18 protein-coding genes are annotated in these 22,174 nt (G+C 37.7%); 3 read left to right on the top strand and 15 right to left on the bottom strand.

Going from position 1 to position 22,174, the window contains the following annotated elements:
* Positions 1-86: 86 nt before the first annotated feature.
* A complete protein-coding gene (locus tag V0410_RS03190) occupies positions 87-668 on the bottom strand; it encodes a YdeI/OmpD-associated family protein (RefSeq protein ID WP_330746278.1) in 582 nt (193 codons plus the stop codon).
* A 169-nt stretch (positions 669-837) separates the two neighbouring features.
* Here V0410_RS03190 and V0410_RS03185 point away from each other — a divergent pair, with 169 nt between their 5' ends.
* Entirely contained in the window at positions 838-1,464 is a 627-nt protein-coding gene (locus tag V0410_RS03185) for a hypothetical protein (protein ID WP_330746277.1), read from the top strand.
* On the opposite strand, the gene V0410_RS03180 is transcribed toward V0410_RS03185, so the two are convergent.
* Both V0410_RS03180 and V0410_RS03175 read right to left on the bottom strand, forming a co-directional pair.
* Positions 1,465-1,947, bottom strand: a complete 483-nt coding sequence (locus V0410_RS03180) for a MarR family winged helix-turn-helix transcriptional regulator (RefSeq protein ID WP_330746276.1) — start codon at positions 1,945-1,947, stop codon at positions 1,465-1,467. It abuts the gene before it with no gap.
* A 2-nt stretch (positions 1,948-1,949) separates the two neighbouring features.
* Positions 1,950-2,438 carry a GNAT family N-acetyltransferase gene (locus V0410_RS03175; RefSeq protein ID WP_330746275.1) on the bottom strand — a complete coding sequence of 163 codons (489 nt, stop codon included), beginning with the start codon at positions 2,436-2,438 and terminating at the stop codon, positions 1,950-1,952.
* A 168-nt stretch (positions 2,439-2,606) separates the two neighbouring features.
* Here V0410_RS03175 and V0410_RS03170 point away from each other — a divergent pair, with 168 nt between their 5' ends.
* A complete protein-coding gene (locus tag V0410_RS03170) occupies positions 2,607-3,587 on the top strand; it encodes a BtrH N-terminal domain-containing protein (RefSeq protein WP_330746274.1) in 981 nt (326 codons plus the stop codon).
* Positions 3,588-3,817: 230 nt separating this feature from the next.
* Positions 3,818-4,669: a C1 family peptidase gene (locus V0410_RS03165; RefSeq protein WP_330746273.1), complete on the top strand. Its 852-nt coding sequence runs from the start codon at positions 3,818-3,820 to the stop codon at positions 4,667-4,669.
* 152 nt (positions 4,670-4,821) lie between these two features.
* Here the strand turns inward: V0410_RS03165 and V0410_RS03160 are convergent, their stop codons facing one another.
* The 12 genes from V0410_RS03160 to V0410_RS03105 form a co-directional block, all read right to left on the bottom strand.
* Positions 4,822-6,237, bottom strand: coding sequence for an efflux transporter outer membrane subunit (locus V0410_RS03160; RefSeq protein WP_330746272.1), 1,416 nt, complete (start codon positions 6,235-6,237; stop codon positions 4,822-4,824).
* A 91-nt stretch (positions 6,238-6,328) separates the two neighbouring features.
* Entirely contained in the window at positions 6,329-9,475 is a 3,147-nt protein-coding gene (locus tag V0410_RS03155) for an efflux RND transporter permease subunit (RefSeq protein ID WP_062670038.1), read from the bottom strand.
* A complete protein-coding gene (locus tag V0410_RS03150) occupies positions 9,475-10,662 on the bottom strand; it encodes an efflux RND transporter periplasmic adaptor subunit (protein WP_110008776.1) in 1,188 nt (395 codons plus the stop codon). Before V0410_RS03150 ends, V0410_RS03155 begins: the two co-directional genes overlap by 1 nt.
* 1 nt (position 10,663) lies before the next feature.
* Entirely contained in the window at positions 10,664-11,119 is a 456-nt protein-coding gene (locus tag V0410_RS03145; protein ID WP_034694378.1) for a hypothetical protein, read from the bottom strand.
* A 116-nt stretch (positions 11,120-11,235) separates the two neighbouring features.
* On the bottom strand, positions 11,236-11,748 hold the full coding sequence (locus V0410_RS03140) for a GNAT family N-acetyltransferase (RefSeq protein WP_330746271.1): 513 nt from the start codon (positions 11,746-11,748) through the stop codon (positions 11,236-11,238).
* 430 nt (positions 11,749-12,178) lie between these two features.
* Positions 12,179-12,409 (bottom strand): DUF2007 domain-containing protein, encoded by a 231-nt coding sequence (locus tag V0410_RS03135; RefSeq protein WP_110008774.1) that lies wholly within the window; start codon positions 12,407-12,409, stop codon positions 12,179-12,181.
* Between the two features lie 61 nt (positions 12,410-12,470).
* Complete coding sequence (lat, locus tag V0410_RS03130; RefSeq protein ID WP_330746270.1) at positions 12,471-13,796, bottom strand: L-lysine 6-transaminase; 1,326 nt, start codon at positions 13,794-13,796, stop codon at positions 12,471-12,473.
* A gap of 112 nt (positions 13,797-13,908) precedes the next feature.
* On the bottom strand, positions 13,909-15,459 hold the full coding sequence (amaB, locus tag V0410_RS03125) for an L-piperidine-6-carboxylate dehydrogenase (RefSeq protein WP_330746269.1): 1,551 nt from the start codon (positions 15,457-15,459) through the stop codon (positions 13,909-13,911).
* A gap of 475 nt (positions 15,460-15,934) precedes the next feature.
* Entirely contained in the window at positions 15,935-16,123 is a 189-nt protein-coding gene (locus V0410_RS03120; protein ID WP_034694367.1) for a hypothetical protein, read from the bottom strand.
* 78 nt (positions 16,124-16,201) lie between these two features.
* The gene (locus tag V0410_RS03115; RefSeq protein WP_110008771.1) at positions 16,202-17,068 is read right to left on the bottom strand and encodes an SPFH domain-containing protein; all 867 of its coding nucleotides are present in this window, start codon (positions 17,066-17,068) and stop codon (positions 16,202-16,204) included.
* 763 nt (positions 17,069-17,831) lie between these two features.
* The gene (ccsA, locus tag V0410_RS03110; RefSeq protein ID WP_330746268.1) at positions 17,832-21,101 is read right to left on the bottom strand and encodes a cytochrome c biogenesis protein CcsA; all 3,270 of its coding nucleotides are present in this window, start codon (positions 21,099-21,101) and stop codon (positions 17,832-17,834) included.
* Between the two features lie 269 nt (positions 21,102-21,370).
* Positions 21,371-21,949 (bottom strand): Crp/Fnr family transcriptional regulator, encoded by a 579-nt coding sequence (locus tag V0410_RS03105; RefSeq protein ID WP_330746267.1) that lies wholly within the window; start codon positions 21,947-21,949, stop codon positions 21,371-21,373.
* Positions 21,950-22,174: the final 225 nt, after the last annotated feature.

Genomic DNA, 22,174 nt, shown 5'->3' with positions numbered 1-22,174 from the left:
AATATCATTTCAATAATGAAACTATTAAACAGGCTGCTCCTTTTTGGAACAGCCTGTTTTTATATTTATTAATCATCAATAAAAAATTAAAAGTTTTTAGGCTTCCTGTTCTGAGCAGCCTGTCTTGCAATTTCATCAATCCGGTTTTTTCTGGTTTCGGGTCTTTTGGCCAGAACAATCCATTGCAGCATCATTTTTTTTATGGACTTGCTCAAACTTTGAAAATAGGCTCCAGAACCTTCATGAATTTTAAATGCTTCATTCAGATCTTCCGGAATTATCAGGTCTTCCACACTGTCTAAAATAGTCCAGGAGCCATTTTCTTTGGCAATTCTGATGGTTTCAAATCCCGCTTTCATCATCAGATTATTTTCTATCAGCTTCTGAACCTTCTCTTTATTGATTTTAGACCAGGTACTCTTCGGCTTGCGTCTGCTGAATAACTGCATAAACGAGCCTTCATCAATAGTCTTTCTTGTACTGTCAATCCAGCCGAAGCAAAGCGCTTCATCTACCAGTTCGCTCCAGGAAACATTGGGTAAATTGGATTTTCTGGTATTGCAGATCAGCCATACCGATTGTTCTGTATGATGATTCTCTTCCAGCCATTGCCGCCATTCTGTCCTGATATTAACATTGAAAGTTTGTTTCTCTGCAATTTTTCCCATAGCTTTTATTTTATTGATGATGTAAAATTAAAATACTTTAGTGACAATAGTTTGTCAGTATTAAAATTTTAATTTCCTAATAAGATCAATACAAGCTTATCTTCAAGAAATAAATGATAAATTAGGCAAAATAAATCATTAAAAAACATTCTATCTTTTTCACTTGGATATGGACAGAGAAACTATAGATTATATTATCAGATATTTTAGCAAATTAATGACCAAGGATGAAGCTTTAGCACTGAATCATCATATGTACACTTTGAAGAGCTCTGAAAATACACGTATGAGAAATATAATGATTGAGCGAGGCTGGATAAATTCTGATCCTGAAGTCACACAACTATTAGAGCATGGATATGACGTTTTTGAACAAAATGTTGTAACCCGGATCATGAAAGAAACTCCTGAAAAAGTTTTTTTCAACAATTGTCCTAAATGCCACAAACTAGCCCGTACTCCACGTGCAAAGCAATGCAGATATTGTGGATATAACTGGCATCATTTAACGGTTGCTCAATTTCAACTCAATAATACATTTCAAGTTACAGGAAGAAATTTTTTCTTATTAGGACAAATTGCAGAAGGTAAAATAAAAGAAGGACAAAGAATAGATTTAAGAATATTGGGTCTTAATAAAAAGCCTAAAATTCAATCCATTGAATTTGCCCTTACACGTCAAGACGGAAAAGCATGGGAAGATATTGCACTGGGTATAGCTGAGTTAACTGCAGAAGATAAAGAATATTTAATAGATATCACACCTGCCAGAGATCCGCTTGACATCATAGAATAATTATTTTTTCCCATTCTTCACCTGTATCGCTCTCTGATAAAAAGATTGATTGGCAATTTTCTCTTCTGCTTCATCAATGGCAGTCAGCAGATTGTTTTTATTATCTGCAATATCACCTAAAATCTGGGACATCAGTTCCCAAACGGGTTTCATTTTTTCAATGAGCTCCTGCCCTTTTGAAGTGAGTTTAAAAAGCCTTTTGCGCTCGTCTTGTTTATCTTTTTCCCATTGGATCAACTCCTGCTTTTCAATTTCTTTGAGCAGTGTTATGGTGGATGGATGGGTATAACCGATCTCGTTGGCTATTTCTACTACACTTGCTATTTCTTTTTTATAAATTGTAAAAATAACCGGAAACCATTTCAGCTCAAAATCAATTCCAAATGCTTTATAGATCAATGCTCCGTCTTTCCTCAATTGTTCACTGAGACGGTGCAGCCTTGTGGATATGGCAAGAATTCCTGCTTCGTTGATTACATTCATATTCAGTCAAGATGTAAGTGGTAAAAAACATCATCGGCACTCATTAAAGGAAATTTCGCAGGAAGATTGCTTTTTTCAATCTTTACAAAATGATTCCTTTCATAGAAACGCTGGGCTGCTTTCAGTACCGTTATGGTTCCCAAATATAGATCATCAATTCTGTTTTTACGGCAGAAAGAAATCAAAACTTCCAGTAATTCTTGCGCAATATTCAGTTCTTTTCCTCTGAATTCCTTTTTAACAAACATTTTCCTGATGGCTGCTGCCCTTTCGTCAAATTTAACCAATGCTATAGAACCTACCAGCTCACCATCTGCAAAAGCACCCCAAAAGTTACCTCCGGCTGCTGTGTAAAAACTTTCTATCTGCAAAAGGTCAGGCTGATCTTCTATGGTAATCGGAATATTAAACTCTTTCTGCTGGATCGTCAAAATCAAATCAATGGCCTGTTCCGAATAAGAATTTCCTATGGGTTGTATTTCTAATTTCATAGTGTTTACCTTTTAAAGTACAAAACTACGTAGTTGAATACATAAATACAAATCAATTCTACTTTTTAAAAAATTTTAACACTAAATTTTCAAATCCGGAATTTCTACATGATGATATTTATGTAATTTTCTCAAAAAATTAATACCATTCAAAACTTTACTTTAACAATGAAAATAGAAAACATAAAGCCTTTTAACGGTCAGCATTGTGAAACGACCGCTACGGGAACATTATTACAACAAATCGGAATCGACCTTTCCGAACCAATGCTTTTCGGATTGGGTGAAGGGCTGGGTTTTATCTATTGGAACATGAAAACAATGGACTTCCCTTTCATTGGAGGACGGATAAAACCTGACCTGCTCACTCAAAATTTAGCCAGAAATCTGAATCTTGAATTAACCGTAAAGGAAACTTCTTCACAGCAAAAAGCCTGGGATCAGGTTAAAGAACTTCTCGATGACGGACAGGCAGTAGGATTGAAAATGGATTGTTATCACCTGGAATATTTCTCCAATCCTTTCCATTTTGCCGGACATTATGCTGCCATTTATGGTTATGATGATGAAAATGCTTTCCTGATTGATACCAGACAACAGGGCGGCCAGGTAAAAACATCCTTAAAAAGCCTGGCAAGAGCAAGGGCTGAAAAAGGACCGATGGCTTCCAAAAATCTGTATTATACCCTCAGGAAAACCGATATAAAATTTGATCTGGAAAAAGTCATCATCACTGCGATTAAGAATAATGCGGCTGAATATCTGAATCCACCTATTACCAATATCTCCTACAAAGGAATTTTAAAAACTAGTACTGAAATTGTCAAATGGTTCAATACAAGCAAAAATATTGAAGGAGAATTTAAACAAGCTGCAATGCTGATGGAAAGAGCTGGAACAGGTGGTGCATTGTTCAGAAATTTATACCGTGATTTTTTGAAAGAAAGCTATGAACTCCTTCGACTTGATCCTTTAAAATCAGGCTATGAAACCTTCTCAGAAATTGCCGAACTCTGGACAAATGTATCTCAACTGTTTGAAAAAGTAAGTCAGACAAAGGAAATTCAATATATTCATCAGGCTTCGGATATTTTAAAAGAAATATCTGGAAAAGAAAAAAGAACTATGGAAATATTGACAACTTTATAGCTGGAAAAGAAACGAGACTCCTGTTATAATAAATTCACAAAAGAATGAATAATATTAACTCCTATCAACAAATCGAAAAATAAAAACATACAAACACATAAAAAAAGCTAAAACAATAGATTATTCATAAATTATATTACGATTGTATGAAAATAATTTATATTTTTATGCAATAAATTTTAAATAATACAATGATGAAAAATCTAAAATTAATTGCAATCGCATTAGGGATGCTATCTCTGTCTTCATGTAATAGAAATGAAGAAGAACAAAATACTCAGCAGCCTAACAAGGAAAATCAAGCAATGCGTTCCTTAGGAGCAATCCCGGTAGATGACAAAACCTACAGTTCATTTGCTAAAGCTGATATAGATGCATTAGCTATGAAATTCAAGGGCAAATCGGCAGAAACGCTTATAGCTTCTATTCCATCAAGTTATACCATACCCAACACTCCTCCAATAGTAAATCAGGGACAGGAAGGTTCATGCGTTGCATTTGCTACAGCTTATGCTGCTGCAAGTATTCTGGAATATAATTTTAAAGGGATAACCACCCCAAGAAGTCCAGAGTACGTATATAATCAGATAAAGATAAATGGCTGCGCTAATGGAACTTATGCATCCAGTGGATTAAATTTAATAAAAGATCAGGGAGTTTGCAGCTGGGATGAAATGCCCTACACAGACGTAGAGTGCTCTACACAACCCAATGCAACTCAAAAAAGTGCAGCAAGTACTCATAAATTTACAACCTGGGCTACTGTAGATAAGACCAATATCACCAATGTAAAAACACTTTTAAGCATGAATTTACCCATAATTATTACGGTGACGGTAGATGGAAGCTTTGATAGTTTAAGCTCAGCAAACAATTGGATATGGAAAAGTCATTACGGTGCGGTAAGAGGAGGACATGCCATTTGCGTAGTGGGTTATGACGATGCTAAACAAGCTTTTAAAGTACAAAATTCCTGGGGTACCGCATGGGGAAACAATGGATTTTTATGGATAGACTATGCATTTTTTGCCAAGACTAGAAAAGGAGCTATCAATGAATCTTATGTAGCATACGTTCAATAAAAAATTATTAAAATGAATCGTGGCCGGAATAATTCCGGCTATTTTTATGTCTTTGCACATCATAACCTATTTTTGTAATTGTAATCTTTGTCAATAAAAAAACGTATGCCGTTCCTGACATACGTTTTTATGATATTACATTGCTGAAACGGTTATTTCCAGCCGCCGCCCAAAGCCTGATAAAGCTCTACGGCTGCTTTCATTTTACTGTATCTTGCATTGGAAATGTTAAGTTCTGCATTCAATGAATTCACACTTGCATTCAATACCTCAAGATAGTTCGCCATTCCATAGTTCACTAATTCCTGGGAATAGTCAACCGATTTTTTGTAGGCATCAAGTTCTTTTTGTTTCAATTCAATAAATGAATCCTGAACAGAGAAAACCCTGATGGCATCCGACACTTCTTTTCCAGCAGTCAAAACTGTTTTTCTGAAGTTAAGATAAGCCGTCTCCTGATTGGCAAGACTTACGTCATAGTTGGTCTGGATCTGTCTTTTATTTAAAATCGGCTGAGCGAGTCCTGCCACTACATTTGCAAATAAAGAGTTTACACTGAATAAGTGGTCAATATCCACAGACTGCAATCCGCCGCTTCCTGTCAGTTTTAAAGTAGGATAAAACTGAGCTTTGGCAGCATTCGTCAGTTGGAAAGCATTCATCAGATTAAATTCTGCTCTCATCACATCCGGACGGTTGGCCAGAAGCTGAGTCGGGTAACCCAGTTTTAAATCAATCGGAAGTTTTTGCCCTTCCAAGGTAGACCTTTCTATAGAATGAGAAGGTTCCCCCATCAAAAGGCTCATTGTATTTTCAAGCAGCTGGATCTGTGTATCAATATCAATCAGTAATGATTTGGCATTGAAAACAAGTGCTTCACTTTGTTGTACGGCTACTTCGGTAACTGTTCCGGAAGTTTTTAAAGCCTTTGTAGCTTCAAGATTTTTCTCTCGTACCGCGATGGTTTCTTTGATAATTCTCTTCTGAGCATCAAAAGTCAGTAACTGATAATATGCAGAAGCTATGGAAGACACCAGACTGCTTTTAACGGCTTTATGCGCTGCAACAGTTCCTAAATAAGTCGCCAGCTGGGCTTTTTCCTGGGCTTTCAATTTGCCCCAGATATCAGCTTCCCATCCGATGCTTGCCGTAATGTCAAACTGGTTTACATAACGTCTTTCTCCGATGATCTGTCCAAACTGGGTATTGATAGACTGGGTCTGAAATGTATAATTGGGTCCGATAGAAAGCGTCGGCTGATAGGCTGCCTTACTCTGTTTAAGATAGGCTTCCGCAGAATTAATACTTTCTAAAGCAATTCTGATATCAAGATTGTTTTCCAATGCCTTGGAAATATGCCCCTGCAATATCGGATCAGTGAATATTTCTTTCCATGAAATATCTGCAATATTCGTACTGTCCGAAGGAAGCATGTCTGTACGAAAAAGCTTTTCGTCTACAACATTTTTCGGTCTTTCATATTCTTTTCTCGCCATACAGGACGAGATGGCTCCGAGTATGAAAACTGAAAAAGTGATTCCTTTTATGATGTTTAATAAACTCTTCATTATTTTTAATTAGAAGTTAGAGTTTAGAAGTTAGAAGTTAGTTTTTAGACTTATCTCTAATTGCTAACTTCTAATTTCTTAAATCTTAATTTTATTCTGCTAAATTGATATCTTCTTTTTTGATAGGTTTGATTTTTTCCTGCAGTGTTTCAAAAATCACATACAGAACCGGAATTACAAATAATCCCAAAACAGTTCCTATCAATAGTCCGATTGCCGCTCCCGTAGCGATAGATCTGTTACCTACTGCTCCGATCCCACTTGCCAGTACCAGCGGCAATAAACCGAAAATAAAGGCGAATGACGTCATCAGAATAGGTCTCACCCTGGCTTTCGCCGCATTGATGGCTGACATCACAATCGTTTCTCCATGATGCCTTCTCTGAACAGCAAATTCGACAATAAGGATCGCATTTTTTGCCAGTAGTCCCACGAGCATGATCAGGGCAATCTGGAAGTAAATATTATTTTCAAGTCCCATGATTTTCTGGCCGAAATAAGCTCCCATTACCCCAAGAGGAAGAGAAATAATAACGATCAGCGGAAGGATATAACTTTCATACTGGGCAGAAAGGATAAAGTAAACAAAGATCAAACTTAACCCGAAAATCAGAAGTGTCTGAGATCCTGAATTTAATTCTTCTCTCGTTAACCCGGTAAATTCTACGGCATAGTTTTGATTCAGGGTTTCATCTGCCACCTGCTGCACCGCAGCAATCGCATCCCCGGAACTGTATCCGTCAGAGTTTGCTCCCGTCACCTTCACTGAAGTAAATAGGTTGTAACGGCTTACGGATTGTGGTCCGTATGCTTTTGTCAATGTTACAAACTGTGAAATCGGAGTCATGATCCCTGATCCTGTTCTCACATAAAGCTGATTCAGGTTTTCAATATTCTTTCTGTTTTCAGGAAGAGCCTGAACCATCACTCTGAACTGCTTTCCATACTTGGTAAAGTCTGCAGTATAAATACCTCCGATATACCCCTGCATCGTTGCCAGAATTTCATTGACAGAAACTCCAAGCTGTTTGCTCAGGGGAACATTAATTTCCATCTGATACTGAGGATATTTGGTATTGAATGAAGTCTGTGCAAACTGAATTTCCGGTCTCTGCATCAGCTTACCGATGAATTCATTGGTTTTAGCATCCAGATCAGCATATTCTCCACCTGATTTATCAAGCAATACCATTTCAAAACCTGCACTGTTACCAAATCCCGGTACACTTGGCGGTTGGAAGAATACTACTTTAGCGTCAGGAACAGATCCTACAATTCCAAATAATTTTTTGGTGATATCTTCAGAAGTCTGTCCGTCTTTTTTTCTTTCTTCGAATGGTTTCAGTTTAACAAAGGCAAGACCGTTATTACTTCCGTTTCCGGACAAGAACCCTCTACCTGTTGAAATCGTTACATTCTGCACACCAGGCACTTTCAATGCTTTAGCCTGAAGAGTTTTCAATGCGTTGTAAGTTCTTTCCATAGAAGCTCCCGGAGGAAGCTGAACATCGGTAAAGATAATCCCTCTGTCTTCTGTAGGTACAAACCCTTTCTTCATGCTGCTGCTTGCCCAGAACAGAATACCTCCGGTAACAGCGAAAATAATCAGGGTTACCCATTTATGTCTCAACAGGAATACAAATCCTCTTCCGTAACGCTCAGTAGTTGTTTTAAAAGCAATATTAAACTTATAAAAAAACTTCTGTAAAAGGTTCAGATTTTTATATTCTGCATGGTGCGCTTCGTGAGGTTTTAAGAATAATGAACATAAAACCGGGCTCAGGGTCAATGCATTAATCGCAGAAATGATGATGGCTATAATCAGCGTAATACCAAACTGCTGATAGAATACCCCTGTAGGCCCCGTAATGAACGTTACCGGGATAAATACTGCTGCCATTACCAAAGTAATAGAGATAATAGCTCCTGTAATCTCATCCATCGCCTCTACAGTTGCTTTTTTAGCATCAGAAATACCATGCTCCATCTTCGCATGAACGGCCTCGACGACGACGATGGCATCATCCACTACAATACCAATGGCCAGTACCAATGCAAATAAAGTCAAGAGGTTCAATGAATATCCGAAGAGATTCAGGAAGAAGAACGCTCCCACAATAGATACCGGAACGGCGATAGCTGGGATCAGCGTAGACCTGAAGTCCTGAAGGAAAATATATACTACGATAAATACTAGAATGAAGGCTTCGATAAGGGTATGAACCACCTTTTCAATAGAAGCTTCCAGGAATTCGTTGGTATCGAAGTTGAAAGTATACTTGATTCCCTGCGGGAAAGTTCCCTCAGCAGATTTCAGATAGGCTTTGATATTTTTAATAATCTCCTGTGCGTTGGATCCCGGAGTCTGGAAGATCCCCATACTGATGGAAGGATTGTTTCCGTTCTCCCCGATTCCTGTATAAGACTGTCCTGCAAGTTCCACTTTAGCAACGTCTTTCAGCATCAGGTTCTGTCCGTTTGCGAGAGATTTGATGATGATATTATCGTACTGTTCCTTATCGTTGAATTTCCCTACGTATTTGATGATATACTCAAAAGAACTACCGCTGTTTTGCCCGATAGAACCTGCCGCCGCTTCTCTACTCTGCTCATTGATGGCATTGGTAACATCAGTAGGTGTTACACTGTAGGCAGCCATTTTTGCAGGATCAAGCCAGATTCTCATCGAGTAGTTTTTACCCCCGAAAACGTTTGCATCTCCAACACCATTTACCCTTTTCAGGTTAGGAATAATATTGATATTCAAAAAGTTCTGAAGGTATACGTCATCCAGGTCTTTATTTTCAGAGTAAAAGGACATATACATCAGGGCACTGGTCTGCTGCTTCTGGGTTACTACCCCTGAACGCGTTACTTCGGCAGGTAACAGCGGTGTAGCTCTCGCCACACGGTTCTGTACGTTTACCGCTGCAATATCCGGGTCTATTCCCTGTTTGAAGAAGACCTGGATCTGGGCAGAACCGTCATTCCCGGCACTGGAAGTGATATAATCCATACCTTCCACCCCATTGATCTGTTCTTCCAAAGGTACTACTACACTTTTCATTACCGTCTCGGCATTGGCTCCCGTATAGTTTGCGGAAACACTCACCGTAGGCGGTGCAATGTCCGGATACTGTGTAACCGGTAACGAGATCAGTCCCAGCACACCGAGAATCACAATCAGGATTGAGATTACGGTGGATAAAACCGGTCTGTTAATAAAGTTTTTTATCATTAGAATTTCGGTTTTATTGATTGAACAAGACTATCCATTTTAATTGGCTGCGGTTTCACGGCTGTTCCCGGTTTCAGACCTCCGATACCAGCTGCAATAACTCTTTCACCTTTATTAACTCCGGATTTGATAAGAGCCATATTGTCGATTCTGTCGATAACATTCACAACAACGTTTCTGGCAGTATCTCCTTTTTCTACTTTGTATACGTAAACAATACCCTGCTGCTCATAAGTAGCACTTTCAGGTACTACAAGTACATTGTCATAATGCTGAGGGAACCTGATCGTTCCACTGTTTCCATTACTTAATAATTTCTGGGCATTCGAGAAAGCAACTCTGAACTGAATGGTTCCGGTTGTAGGATCAATCTGGCCGGTAATGGCTTCAATTCTTCCTTTTTCAGGATAAAGACTTCCGTTGGCTAACTGAAGTTCAACCATTGGTAAGTTTTTGATTTTCTCAGGCATAGAAGCTCCCGGAGATTTTTCAAGGAAATCAAAATACTCTTTTTCATTCATTGCAAAGTAAGCATAGATCTCAGAGGTATCAGAAATCGTTGTCAGAGGAGTCTGATCAGACGGCCCTACCAAACTTCCTACTTTCAATGGCAATCTTCCGATTACCCCTGAAATAGGAGCACGGATAATAGAATATTCGATGTTGGCTTCTACTCCTTTATAGTTGGCTTCTGCCTGTCTTTTAGCAGCATTGGCCTGCTGAAGCTGTGCCTGTGCCTGTGCCAGCTGAGCCTGAGCGGTCTGTAACTGTACGTTACTGATGATATTTTTCTGAACCAAAGGTTTAAGTTTGTTGACTTCAACCTGAGCTGCATTTACAGAAGCCTGCGCTGCGGCAACACTTGATGCTGCAGCACCGATTCCTGCTTTGGAAGCGGCTGCATTTTCAGTCAGGATATTGGTTTCCAGACGGAACAATGGCTGTCCTTTTGTAACATATTGTCCTTCATCTACCAATACCTGGGTAATATATCCCTGTATTTTTGCACGTACATCATTGTTTACTCTACCCTGGATGGTAGCCGGAAACGTCTGATAACCCACTATATTTTTTGACTCCACTGAGATAACAGGATAAGGCTTGGCACCATCCTGTTTCGGAGCTTCTTTTTTGCAGGCTGTCAGTGAAAGCGCTGCAATGGAAAGTATAACTAGCTTATTATTCATTTTATAGTTTATTAAGAGATTCCTGAATATTTTCTATGTTTTTATTTAAGAGTGCTTTGTAAACTTCTATTCTTTCGTTGTATCCATCGTCTTTACTTTTTTTAAAATTGTTTAAATCATCTAATAGTCTTAGTTCGTCCTGCATTTTCTGGACAATTTTCTCGAATCGTATTTTTTTGTATTCATCATTGATGAAAAAATACCGTTTCCGCTCATCCATTTTGTTATGGTCTACGATAAGCTGAGCATTCAGTAGTAATGAAATACTGGTGGAAACAGAACTTTTGCTCGCGGAGAGCACTTCAACGAACTCGTCAAAAGTAATTCCTACTTTCTCATAGTCAAAAAGAAGGTAGGAATAAATTTTTGATGCTAAAGGAGGTAAGCTGAACACAGTACCATAAAATTTTACGGCATCCTGAAAAATTTTTTCATCAATTTCTATACTTTGGTGCATAATATAAAAATTTGAACAAAAGTAGAAATTAGTTCAGAACCAAACGAACAAACCCGATAGAGTTTATAAATACTGGACGTTTTAAAAATTCAATGAAAGTTGATTTAACTTTTTGCCTAAATTATAATCTTCTCAAAAGCTTTCCTCATCCCGTCTCTTAAAAGAACCTCTCCACAATAGGAATACCCTCTGCCTTCAAGAATTTTCAGCATGGCGATATTATCATGGTTGGTATCTACTTTAATACTCTGAATTCCATGAGATTTGGTAAACTCTTCAATCTGATCAAAAAGTTTCTTTACCATTCCCTGTCCGGCAAATTTTTCATCTACGGCCACTCTGTGAACCACAACAAATTCACCGTCACTTAGCCATGCTCCTTCAATGGTGCTGTAAGCCGGTTCATCATTCAAAATCAGGGCTGCGTATACTGCAATCTCTCCGTCTACGGTCAAAACATGCCCGAATCCTTTGGCAATATCACTTTCTACCGTTCCTAGATTAGGGTATCCGTTCTGCCATTGGGTACTTCCGTCCTGTCTTCTTCTTTCAATGGATTGCTGGATGATTCCCCAAATCATGTTTATGTCTTCAATTTCCGCTTGTCTTAGTTTAATTTCTGGATTCATGTTGTTGATTTTGATTAAAAAGCATAAAGTTAAAAGGCTAAAGTCTGAACTGTTTCTCTTTGATTATCTGAACAAAAACCTAATTGTTATTAACGCAAAGATTTTATTTATAAAAACTTAAGATTTTAAGTGAGCAAAGATTGCGACTCCGTCGTTGAATAAGCGAATGGCTACCCGCTCGCTTAATGAGAATCAATGAAATTGATTCCTTCTTTGCTTCCTTACAATAATATAGAGTTACTAAAACTTTGCGTCAAATTTAAAACTGACCGATACAAACTCCTGTTCTGATATAAAATAACAGTTCTTCACGTCATCTTTTAAACATTTAGTTTTTCAATAATTTAAAGATTATTTTAATTAAAAAACCGAAAATTAATTAAAATTAATTTTCGGTTCGAAGTAGTAAAATTTAAAATTATGAAATTGTTTATTGATTTTCACTTTGTTGAAGGTAAGCATCAATAATTTCAAATGCTTTGGATTCATCTTCCAGATCTACCATCACCTTCAGCGAAGTTGCCGTTGGCGTTGTAGTAAATGTAAGATAGCTATTTTCAACCGTGTTTGTAATCTGTGCGTCATCCAATTTAGATTTAACCAACTGAATTTCTGAAGGGTTATCACTTTCATAAACTGATACTCTCGTACTTCTTTCCATATTCTAAATGTTTGAGTATCTAAATGTACAACGTTTTTTTTAAAATTACAAATTCCGGGATTTAAATTTTATTAATATTGCTCTCGATTTTATCTAAAGCAAGCTGGATTTCTTCTTTCGTAACATTCAAATGAGGTCTGAAACGAAGAGACTGATCTCCACAAGGAAGAATAATTAATCCGTCATTGAAAAGTTCATTCATCAGGTGGTTTCTCTGTTCTGCAGTAGGAAGATCAATAGCACACATCAAGCCTCTTCCTCTTGCATTTGAAATTTTCTCAGGGTGTTTTTCAGCCAGAGCTTTTAAACTTTCCAGTAAGAAATCTCCAACTACTCTTGCATTTTCTACAAGGTTTTCTTTTTCGATCACCTCCATTACCAGCTGGAAACGAAGCATATCAATAAAGTTTCCTCCGAATGTTGAGTTGATTCTTGAACTTTCCCTGAAAACATTGTTCGGAACCTGATCAAATTTTTCCTTATTAGCCAGCACACCGCAAACCTGAGCTTTTTTCCCGAAAGAAATAATGTCCGGTTTTGCTGTAAAATGCTGGAATGCCCACATTTTCCCTGTAATGGCAATTCCTGTCTGAACTTCATCAAAAATAAGTAAGATTTCGTTATCATCACAGATCCTTCTTAATCCCACCAGGAATTCGTCTCTGAAATGATTGTCACCTCCTTCAGCCTGAATAGGTTCGATGATGATACACGCCACTTTATCAGGGTTCATCAAAATAGCCTCTTCAATCTGAAGTAAAGCAAGGTTTTCGTTTTTGATAGTTTCTTCAAGGTTTTCTTCTGTAATCGGGAACTTTAATTTCGGATTTAAAATTCTCGGCCAGTTGAACATCGGGAAATATTGGTACTTTCTCGGGTCAGCAGTGTTTGTTAAACTTAAAGTATAACCACTTCTTCCGTGGAAAGCCTGTTTGAAGTGAATACAGATTCCAGCTTCAGTATCTAATCCCTTTTCAAAGTTTTTGCGGGTTTTCCAATCGAAGCATGCCTTCATTGCATTTTCAACTCCCATCGTTCCGCCTTCGATAAAGAAAGCATATTGTAATTCTTCAGGGATAACTACTCTTTCAAATACCTCAAGGAAATGAGCGTACTCTTCTGAGTAAACATCCGCAAGCGTAGGTTTATTAACAGCCATTCTACCTAACCATTCTGATCTTTCAACAAGATGAGGGTGGTTATATCCGATAGATGCAGATGCAAACATAGAGAACATATCCAGGTATTCTCTGTCTGTCAGTTTATCATAAAGCCATGATCCGTGTGACTTTTCAATATCCATCACAAAATCGAAACCGTCTGCCAACACATGTTTTCCTACTGTTTCTTTTACTTTATTTGCTTTTATATCTAATGTGTGTTCCATAATAAATTTGTAGTGTGATTTAATAAATGAATAATTAAATGATCCAAAAATGAAGCGTTTAATCATTCAGGTTATTAAGTTTTATGTTTTTTGAGTGCTTTAAGTAAAGCTTTTATAAATCAAATTTAATTCCCTGTGCTAGAGGAAGTTGTGTGGTGTAATTTATAGTATTGGTTTGTCTTCTCATATAGTATTTCCAAGCGTCAGATCCTGACTCTCTTCCACCACCGGTTTCTTTTTCACCACCGAAAGCTCCACCAATTTCAGCACCGGATGTTCCGATATTGACGTTGGCAATCCCACAGTCTGAACCAGCGTGAGAAAGGAACAATTCTGCCTCTCTTAGATTCTGGGTCATGATCGCAGAAGACAATCCTTGTGGAACATCATTCTGAATAGTGATCGCTTCTTCTAATGTTTTGTATTTGATCAGATATAAAATCGGTGCAAAAGTTTCGTGCTGAACAATCTCATAAGAGTTTTTCACTTCAGCCACGCAAGGTTTTACATAGCATCCGGATTCGTAATCTTTCCCGGATAAAACTCCGCCTTCCACAACGAATTTTCCTCCTTCTTTTTTACATTTTTTGATGGCTTCTTCGTATTGGTTTACAGCATCCGTATCAATAAGTGGTCCTACATGGTTTTTCTCATCCAACGGATTTCCGATTTTCAACTGGCCATAAGCTTTTGCCAATCTAGTTTTCACTTCATCATATACACTTTCGTGGATAATCAGTCTTCTTGTCGAAGTACATCTCTGGCCCGCAGTTCCTACAGCTCCGAAAACAGCTCCGATAATTGACATATCAATATCTGCTTCTTTTGTAATGATGATTGCATTGTTTCCACCCAATTCAAGGATAGACTTCCCGAATCTTTCAGCTACTTTAGAAGAAACCATTCTTCCTACTCTAGTAGATCCTGTGAAAGAAACAAGAGCAACTCTTTTATCGTCTACTAATTTCTGTCCGATTTCGTGATCTGATACCAATACACTTGAAATTCCTTCAGGAAGATTATTTTCTTTAAGAACTTCCATCATGATATTCTGGCATGCAATAGCACAAAGCGGCGTTTTCTCAGATGGCTTCCAGATGGTAACGTTACCGCAGATCCATGCCAATGCTGTATTCCAAGACCATACGGCTACCGGAAAGTTGAATGCTGTGATAATTCCCACTACTCCAAGCGGATGGTATTGCTCATACATTCTGTGTCCCGGTCTTTCAGAGTGCATGGTGTATCCCTGAAGCTGTCTTGAAAGACCTACTGCGAAATCGCAGATATCAATCATTTCCTGAACTTCTCCAAGACCTTCCTGTAATGATTTACCCATTTCATAAGAAACCAGTTTACCCAGGTCGTCTTTATATTCTCTTAATTTTAAGCCCAGCTGTCTTACCATCTCTCCTCTTTTGGGAGCCGGAATCAGCCTGAATTCCTGAAATGCCTTTTGAGCAGTTTCAATTACTTTGTCATAATCACTTTCTCCGGAAGTTTTTACTTTAGCAATCAACTTTCCGTCCACAGGAGAAATGCTTTCTATCACTTTTCCTGATGCGAAATATTTTCCGCCCACTGAAGTCCCTTTGTTCTCTTCTTTAATCCCAAGATTTCTGAGTGTTTTTTCGATTCCGAAATCTTTTACTTTTTTTGACATAAAATCTTACTTTTCGTTCTCTCTAAAGATAAAAATATTATGTGAACCTCAAAACTTTAATTTTTAATAGGCTTTTTATTTGGACTAATTATAAACATGCTTATCTTTGTAAAGTAATCATTTTGATAATCACCGATGGAAAATTCACAGGAAAACAACTCAAAGCTTAAAAAGTGGTTCAAGCGTGTGGGATGGGCAGGATTAGCTTTCTTTACCATTAAAGGCTTGATTTGGCTCGTCATATTCTACGTTGGAGCAGATAGTCTTCAAAGTTGTATACAATAAAAAAAGCAGAGAAAATTTCTCTGCTTTCTTTTTTGGCATAAGTTAACTGAATTGTTATTTCTTTATTGAAAGGCTAAAAAAGAAGGTCTTTTTTATGTTTTATGTAATTTAAAAAAAGAGGGATATCATCATTTTTTGTGGGTATACCTCCCCAAAATATTATCATTCCTTCTCTATTCTTTCCTTTCATTTACTCTTTTTTCTTTCTCCCCGCGTTAACAAGACTCTGATGCAGCAGGTATTCTATCTGTCCGTTTACACTTCTGAATTCATCATTGGCCCACTTTTCAAGGAGTTTATAAGTAGACTCGTCTATTCTTATCACAAAGGATTTTTTGCCTTTGCTTTCTGAAGAGTTCTGAGCTTTTTCTGATTTCATTTTTTTAATTCTCTAACATTATTTACAGTTGCTGTCAGTATAGAAACTGTCTGTACCAAAAGCCCACTGTTAAATTTCTTAATTGTAAAGTGTTCCTGCATTTAGGATAGGTGTTGCCGCTTTTTCACCGCAAAGAACAACCATTAAATTGCTTACCATCGCCGCTTTTCTTTCATCATCCAGTTCAACGATATTATCTTCAGAAAGCTTTTTCAGGGCAAGGTCCACCATTCCTACTGCTCCTTCCACAATCTTAGTTCTTGCAGCAACAATCGCAGTAGCCTGCTGTCTCTGAAGCATTGCTCCTGCAATTTCTGAAGCATAAGCCAAATGGGTAATTCTCGCTTCCTGGATAATGATTCCTGCCGGTGCCAGTCTTTCTAATAATTCCTGCTCGAGAATTTTGTTGACCTGATCCCCACCGTCCCTTAAGGTAATGTTCGCATGTTCATCTTCAAGGTTATCATAAGGGAAACTTACCGCAAGGTGTCTTACAGCGGCCTCACTCTGCATTCTTACATAATCCGTGTATCTTTCTACTTCATAAGCTGCTTTGTAAGTATCTCCTACTTTCCATACAATTACGGCTGCAATTTCAATAGGATTCCCCATCTTATCATTTACTTTTAAAGTCTGTCCCTGAAGGTTTTCAGAACGAAGACTTATTTTCTGTGATGAATAAAGCGGGTTGATAAAGAAAAGTCCGTTTTCTTTTACCGTTCCAACATACTTTCCAAAAAAGTTAAGCACCCTTGAGTGGTTAGGCTGAATAATCATTAATCCTTTTAAGAAAAAGCATGATATCAGAAAACACAGCATAGCGAGCGCAACAAAAGTTATATTCTGGTCTACTCCGGTAATAAAAAAGTAGACAGCTGCGATAAACAAAGCCAGGCAAATAACCAGTGTAAGATAGCCGGACATAGGTTTTAAGATTTTTTCCATGATTGAATTTTAATTTGATATTATTTTGATATCATAAAGATAGTAATGAATTTTGAATTATGAATGATAAATTTTGATTTTTTTGAGGGGCGAGTTTCGGGGTGCGGGGTTGCGGGATATAGGATTCGGGTATTTTTTACTAACACAAAGTTCGCGAGGTTAATTTACCATGGTGCATTTTATTTTAGTTCGCAAAGCCACTTCGTTTAGCAAAGACCACTACTTTCTTTGCTGAGTGAAACACCCTTGTAAACGATATTTATCATCCCAAAATCATTGCGAACCTTGGCGTTAAAAAAACACAAACTCTTGACCGTTTACCAACCTTCCAGCTTAACTAAAACGTCTTCTTCTCTTGCTGAGTGAAGCGCCCTTGCGAACAATATTTTATCATCATCAAAATCATTGCGAACCTTGGCGTTAAAAAAACACAAACTCTTGACCGTTTACCAACCTTCCAGCTTAACTAAAACGTCTTCTTCTCTTGCTGAGTGAAGCGCCCTTGCGAACAATATTTTATCATCATCAAAATCATTGCGAGCCTTGGCGTTAAAAAAACACAAACTCTTGACCTTTTACCAACCTTCCAGCTTAACTAAAACGTCTTCTCTTGCTGAATGAAATGCCTCTGCGAACAATAACTCATCACAATATACATCATTGCGAACGCAGCGTTAAAACCACTCATCCTAAAACCAGCAACCATAGAAATAAAAAATCCCGGAATTCACTTTCCGGGATTTTAAATTATATGTTCAGTATTTTATTTCTTCGTTAAAGCTTTAAACTTGATATAAGAAACAACTGATAAAAGAATCATTGTTCCTATTCCGATGTATACCCATGCTGGCACTGGTACCGGATCTCCTGCTGCGTACGAGTGAAGTCCGCTTAGATAATAGTTTACTCCGAAGTATGTCATTACCATTGAGCAGAACGCAAACATTGTTGCTACGTGGAATGCCCATCTGCTTCTCAATCCAGGTACTAATCTCATGTGCAGTACAAATGCATACACCATAATGGAAATGAAAGCCCATGTTTCTTTCGGGTCCCAGCTCCAGTATCTTCCCCATGATTCGTTGGCCCAGATTCCTCCTAAGAAGTTTCCTACTGTTAAAGCAAACAATCCGATGGTTAATGACATTTCAGAAACGATTACCAATTCTTTCAATGTCGTATCGTGGTGAATTTTATACGTTTCTTTATTGGAGATAATATAGAATACTAATGAGATCACCGCAATAATCATTGAGAGTGCGAAGAATCCGTAACTTGAGGTAATAATGGCTACGTGAACAATTAGCCAGTAAGATTTCAATACCGGAACAAGCGGTGTAATCTGCGGATCAAGTGCTGAACCTCCGTGGGCAAATCCCATCATAATAACAGCCACCATGAAGCCGGCTGCAGGAATCAATGCATTAGCATTTCTGTACAGGATCAAACCTGCCGTAATCCCTACCCAGGAGATAAAGATAATTGCTTCATATCCGTTACTCCAAGGGGCATGACCTGAAATATACCATCTTGCAACAAGTCCTAAGAAATGACACAGATATCCAATTAAACCAATCGCAATAATTACTTTAATTACTTTATTTAATACTTTATTTGATTTGAATAATTCAACAAATCCCAAGATCAGAAGAAGACCGCCGATAAGCGTGTAGAAGATCAATAATTTGAAGTTAATATCTACCTTATTCATAAATACTTCAAGATCTACTTTGGATTTAGCAGGAACAACTGCCTTACCCCATTTCTGCTGATAGTCTGAAAGCTTCGCCAACTCAGCATCTGCTTTGCTCCAGTCACCGGTTTTTTGTGCGGTAAGCGCTTCTGCAAAATAAGGTCCCATTACCTGCTGAGATTCCATATCCGGTTCGAATTTCTGATCCAGCCATGAATGCCAAGTGTGATTGGCATCATTTTTCACAGGAACAATTCTCATAAACTGACCGCTGAAGAACTCATTGAAGATCTGTACTCTTTCGTTTACAGCAATTACTTCTTTATCATAATTCGTTTGTTCAGCCGGTTTCTTACGGAATGCGGTATTGTAATCATGCTCAAGAATATATGTAAGATTACCGTTTGCATCTGCCGGGAAAAGGTTCATCAGAGAAGTATAACCATCTTCATCTGCTTTTGTTTTATTCTTCAGCTCATCCCCTCCTTTAGTTCCTACTTTAATAATCGGAACCATTGTCCAGCTTGGAGTATCTGTATTGATAGAAAGGAACCATTGGTTGGCTGTAAGAGATTTTCCGTCTGTTCCTTTAAATTCGTCTTTCTTGTATAATTTTCTTAAAATATCGATTGCCTCTGTATTGATAGGAACAATTCTTCCTTCAAAGTTCTGAACCAAAAGATATCCGAATTTATCAGCATGTTCTTTACTGATTTTGTTTCTTGCAATGATCTCGTCCGGAGAAATAGTTCTCATTTTTCCCATTGGAGTTGCCAGAGAATTCTGCTTTGGAGCAGTGCCATCAAGCGGCTGGGCAGAAGGTGCCGGAGCATGGGAATGATTGTCTCCTTCCACATGAATATGTTCTCTGCTTCCGTCGGTAGTTCCGTGAGTTTCGATTTTTTGTGCATGTAAACCTAAACTTAAGAACAATAAAAGTATACCTGCTGCTTTCTTTTTATTCACGTCAGCCAGCATTTTATTTAATTTCCAGAAATGAGTTCCTTTCCAGAAGAAAATGACAAACATTCCAAGGAATAAAAGTCCGTATCCGATGTAAGAAATCAATGTTCCCCAGTAATCGTGGTTTACAGAAAGAACGGTTCCCATTCTGTCCGGATCAAAACTCGACTGGAAGAAACGGTATCCTTTATGGTTAAGAACGTGGTTCATATAGATTTTATAAGGAGTTTCTTTACCTTCATCAATTATTTTTACGTGGCTTTCATAAGCACTTGGAGATGAACTTCCCGGATATGTTTCCATCACGAAATCATCCAGTTTCAACGCGAAAGGCGTGTTGTATACTTTAGGTCCGAAACCTACCATGATGTTTAAACCATCCATCGTCACCTGCTTGTAAGCATTTGGGTTTCCTTTTTCAACTGAAAGGTCTACAATTTGTTTTGTTTTTGGTCCCTGAAGCTCAATCTGAAGCATATCCGGAACATTAGCATCTTTCTTTCTGTCGCCTTCAATAGCCATCAGTCTTCCTTTTTTAAGACCTTCAGGTACTACCAGCTTCAGTTCGTTGATGGTATATAAACTTCTTAATGCCAAAGGCTGAAACGCATCTTTCACTGTAGTTCCTGTTGCCTGCGTGGCCATGGTCATATAGCTGGCATCTACAGGAGTTTTGATGAATAATTTTCCGCCTTCATTTTTAAATTCAACAGCTCCTTCAATCGCTCTGTTGAAGGTCACCAAAGTTCCGTTGATAGATTTTGTTTCTCCCGGTTTGATGTAAATATTCTGTCTTCCGGTATTTCCGGTAGAAACCAGATGAAGATACTCAGCACCATTTGGTTCAGCAATAAGGCTGTCTTTTTTTCTTTGGATGTATTCCTTGGCAAACACTTTCACTTCTTTTCCGTGGAAGTCATAAGTTGCTTTGAAATCTTTGTGTAACGGAGACATCAGATAAGGAACATCCTGATAATTCAGTACATCACCCTTTTCTTCAATCTGAATTTTAAAGAAATTTTTATCAGTTACGATTTCGTTGGATGTCTCACCTTCTCTGATGTGCATTTGGCCTTCGAAACTGATATATCTGGTGATGGCACCACCAATAAAAATAAAAACAAAGGCAAGGTGGAAAACAAGAACCGGCCACTTATCTTTTTTCCACAGTCTGTATCTTCCGATATTTCCTATGAAATTGAGAATCAGTAAGACCATGATCAGTTCGAACCACTTGGCCTCATAAATTAATGCTTTTGCTGTAGGAGTTCCGTAGTCGTTTTCTAAGAACGTTGCATAAGCCATCGCGAATGCGTACACCAGCAACAATACAGCCATTGTCCTGGTTGAGATAAGAATATCTTGGAGCTTCTTCATGATTTATTGTACTTGACATGCAAAAATAAGCATGATAAACCACAAAGAGCCTAAAAAAAGCTGTTTTTTATCACTTTAACCTCGGTTTTGCTTATTTTGAAACATTCTTAATAAGCCTGAAAACATTAGGAAAAATTCAATTTCTAATTCCGAAAAGATATAGATTTATAAAAACTATTCTGATGATTGAACCCTTCTATATGAAAGTAAAATAAAACACTGTAAAACATTGGTTTACAGCTCAACTTTGATACAAAAATCAAATCCCCTCAGCCAATCAATAATTTTTTTCTGATTTTACTTAAAAACTCATGGGTAATTCCCAGATAGGATGCTACCTGCTGTTGGGTAATTCGTTGTTCCAATCCCGGATACTTTTCCAGGAATTCTAGATAGCGTTTGTCTGCCGTTTTACCCGTTAAGGAAAGAATTCTTCTCTGCAGTGCTACCGAAGATTTCTGGTTCATAATTCTGAAAAGCTTTTCTATCTGTGGCATTGTTTTATACAGATGTTCCTTATCTTTTTTAGAAATCATCAATACTTCACTATCTTCAAGGGCTTCAATATTCAGAATACTGGGAACGGTATTGATAAGGCTGTCAATATCCGTAATCCACCAGCCTTCAACCCCAAAATATAAGGTTTGCTCCAATCCGTTTTCATTGAGATAATAGATTTTAAAACACCCGTTCAGAACAAATCCTTCAAAGAAACAATACTCTCCTTCTTTGAGCACCACCTCTTTCTTTTTAAATGTTTTGTGTTCAAAAGGCTTTGCAAACTTTTGAAAATCCTCTTCTGAAAGATTGATATATTGACTGATATTTTTAAAAAGTAAATCGGACATAGGATTATTTAAGCAAAATAAAGGTATCAAAATTATTGACACCTTTATGAAATTAAGTTAGGTTAAGTTATTTTTGTATTTAAACAATAGAACTCTGTTTTTTTTGTTGGGCAAGCGCAAAGACGCTAATAATTTTTTGAAATATCAGATGTTTTTAAGGCGCAAGGATTTTATTTATGATAAAATTTATTAGATTCATTTTGCTGGAAATCTTCGATTTCCTTG

It is taken from the genome of Chryseobacterium sp. CP-77 (genome assembly GCF_036362765.1).
GTDB lineage: Bacteria > Bacteroidota > Bacteroidia > Flavobacteriales > Weeksellaceae > Chryseobacterium > Chryseobacterium cupriresistens.
This window is presented reverse-complemented; position numbering and strand designations above follow the sequence as displayed.

What these genes read in the sequence shown, in the direction of transcription:
- V0410_RS03190 (WP_330746278.1), bottom strand. Translation starts at nt 668, where the DNA reads ATGGGAAAAATTGCAGAGAAACAAACTTTCAATGTTAATATCAGGACA.
- V0410_RS03185 (WP_330746277.1), top strand. Translation starts at nt 838, where the DNA reads ATGGACAGAGAAACTATAGATTATATTATCAGATATTTTAGCAAATTA.
- V0410_RS03180 (WP_330746276.1), bottom strand. Translation starts at nt 1,947, where the DNA reads ATGAATGTAATCAACGAAGCAGGAATTCTTGCCATATCCACAAGGCTG.
- V0410_RS03175 (WP_330746275.1), bottom strand. Translation starts at nt 2,438, where the DNA reads ATGAAATTAGAAATACAACCCATAGGAAATTCTTATTCGGAACAGGCC.
- V0410_RS03170 (WP_330746274.1), top strand. Translation starts at nt 2,607, where the DNA reads ATGAAAATAGAAAACATAAAGCCTTTTAACGGTCAGCATTGTGAAACG.
- V0410_RS03165 (WP_330746273.1), top strand. Translation starts at nt 3,818, where the DNA reads ATGCTATCTCTGTCTTCATGTAATAGAAATGAAGAAGAACAAAATACT.
- V0410_RS03160 (WP_330746272.1), bottom strand. Translation starts at nt 6,237, where the DNA reads ATGAAGAGTTTATTAAACATCATAAAAGGAATCACTTTTTCAGTTTTC.
- V0410_RS03155 (WP_062670038.1), bottom strand. Translation starts at nt 9,475, where the DNA reads ATGATAAAAAACTTTATTAACAGACCGGTTTTATCCACCGTAATCTCA.
- V0410_RS03150 (WP_110008776.1), bottom strand. Translation starts at nt 10,662, where the DNA reads ATGAATAATAAGCTAGTTATACTTTCCATTGCAGCGCTTTCACTGACA.
- V0410_RS03145 (WP_034694378.1), bottom strand. Translation starts at nt 11,119, where the DNA reads ATGCACCAAAGTATAGAAATTGATGAAAAAATTTTTCAGGATGCCGTA.
- V0410_RS03140 (WP_330746271.1), bottom strand. Translation starts at nt 11,748, where the DNA reads ATGAATCCAGAAATTAAACTAAGACAAGCGGAAATTGAAGACATAAAC.
- V0410_RS03135 (WP_110008774.1), bottom strand. Translation starts at nt 12,409, where the DNA reads ATGGAAAGAAGTACGAGAGTATCAGTTTATGAAAGTGATAACCCTTCA.
- lat (WP_330746270.1), bottom strand. Translation starts at nt 13,796, where the DNA reads ATGGAACACACATTAGATATAAAAGCAAATAAAGTAAAAGAAACAGTA.
- amaB (WP_330746269.1), bottom strand. Translation starts at nt 15,459, where the DNA reads ATGTCAAAAAAAGTAAAAGATTTCGGAATCGAAAAAACACTCAGAAAT.
- V0410_RS03120 (WP_034694367.1), bottom strand. Translation starts at nt 16,123, where the DNA reads ATGAAATCAGAAAAAGCTCAGAACTCTTCAGAAAGCAAAGGCAAAAAA.
- V0410_RS03115 (WP_110008771.1), bottom strand. Translation starts at nt 17,068, where the DNA reads ATGGAAAAAATCTTAAAACCTATGTCCGGCTATCTTACACTGGTTATT.
- ccsA (WP_330746268.1), bottom strand. Translation starts at nt 21,101, where the DNA reads ATGAAGAAGCTCCAAGATATTCTTATCTCAACCAGGACAATGGCTGTA.
- V0410_RS03105 (WP_330746267.1), bottom strand. Translation starts at nt 21,949, where the DNA reads ATGTCCGATTTACTTTTTAAAAATATCAGTCAATATATCAATCTTTCA.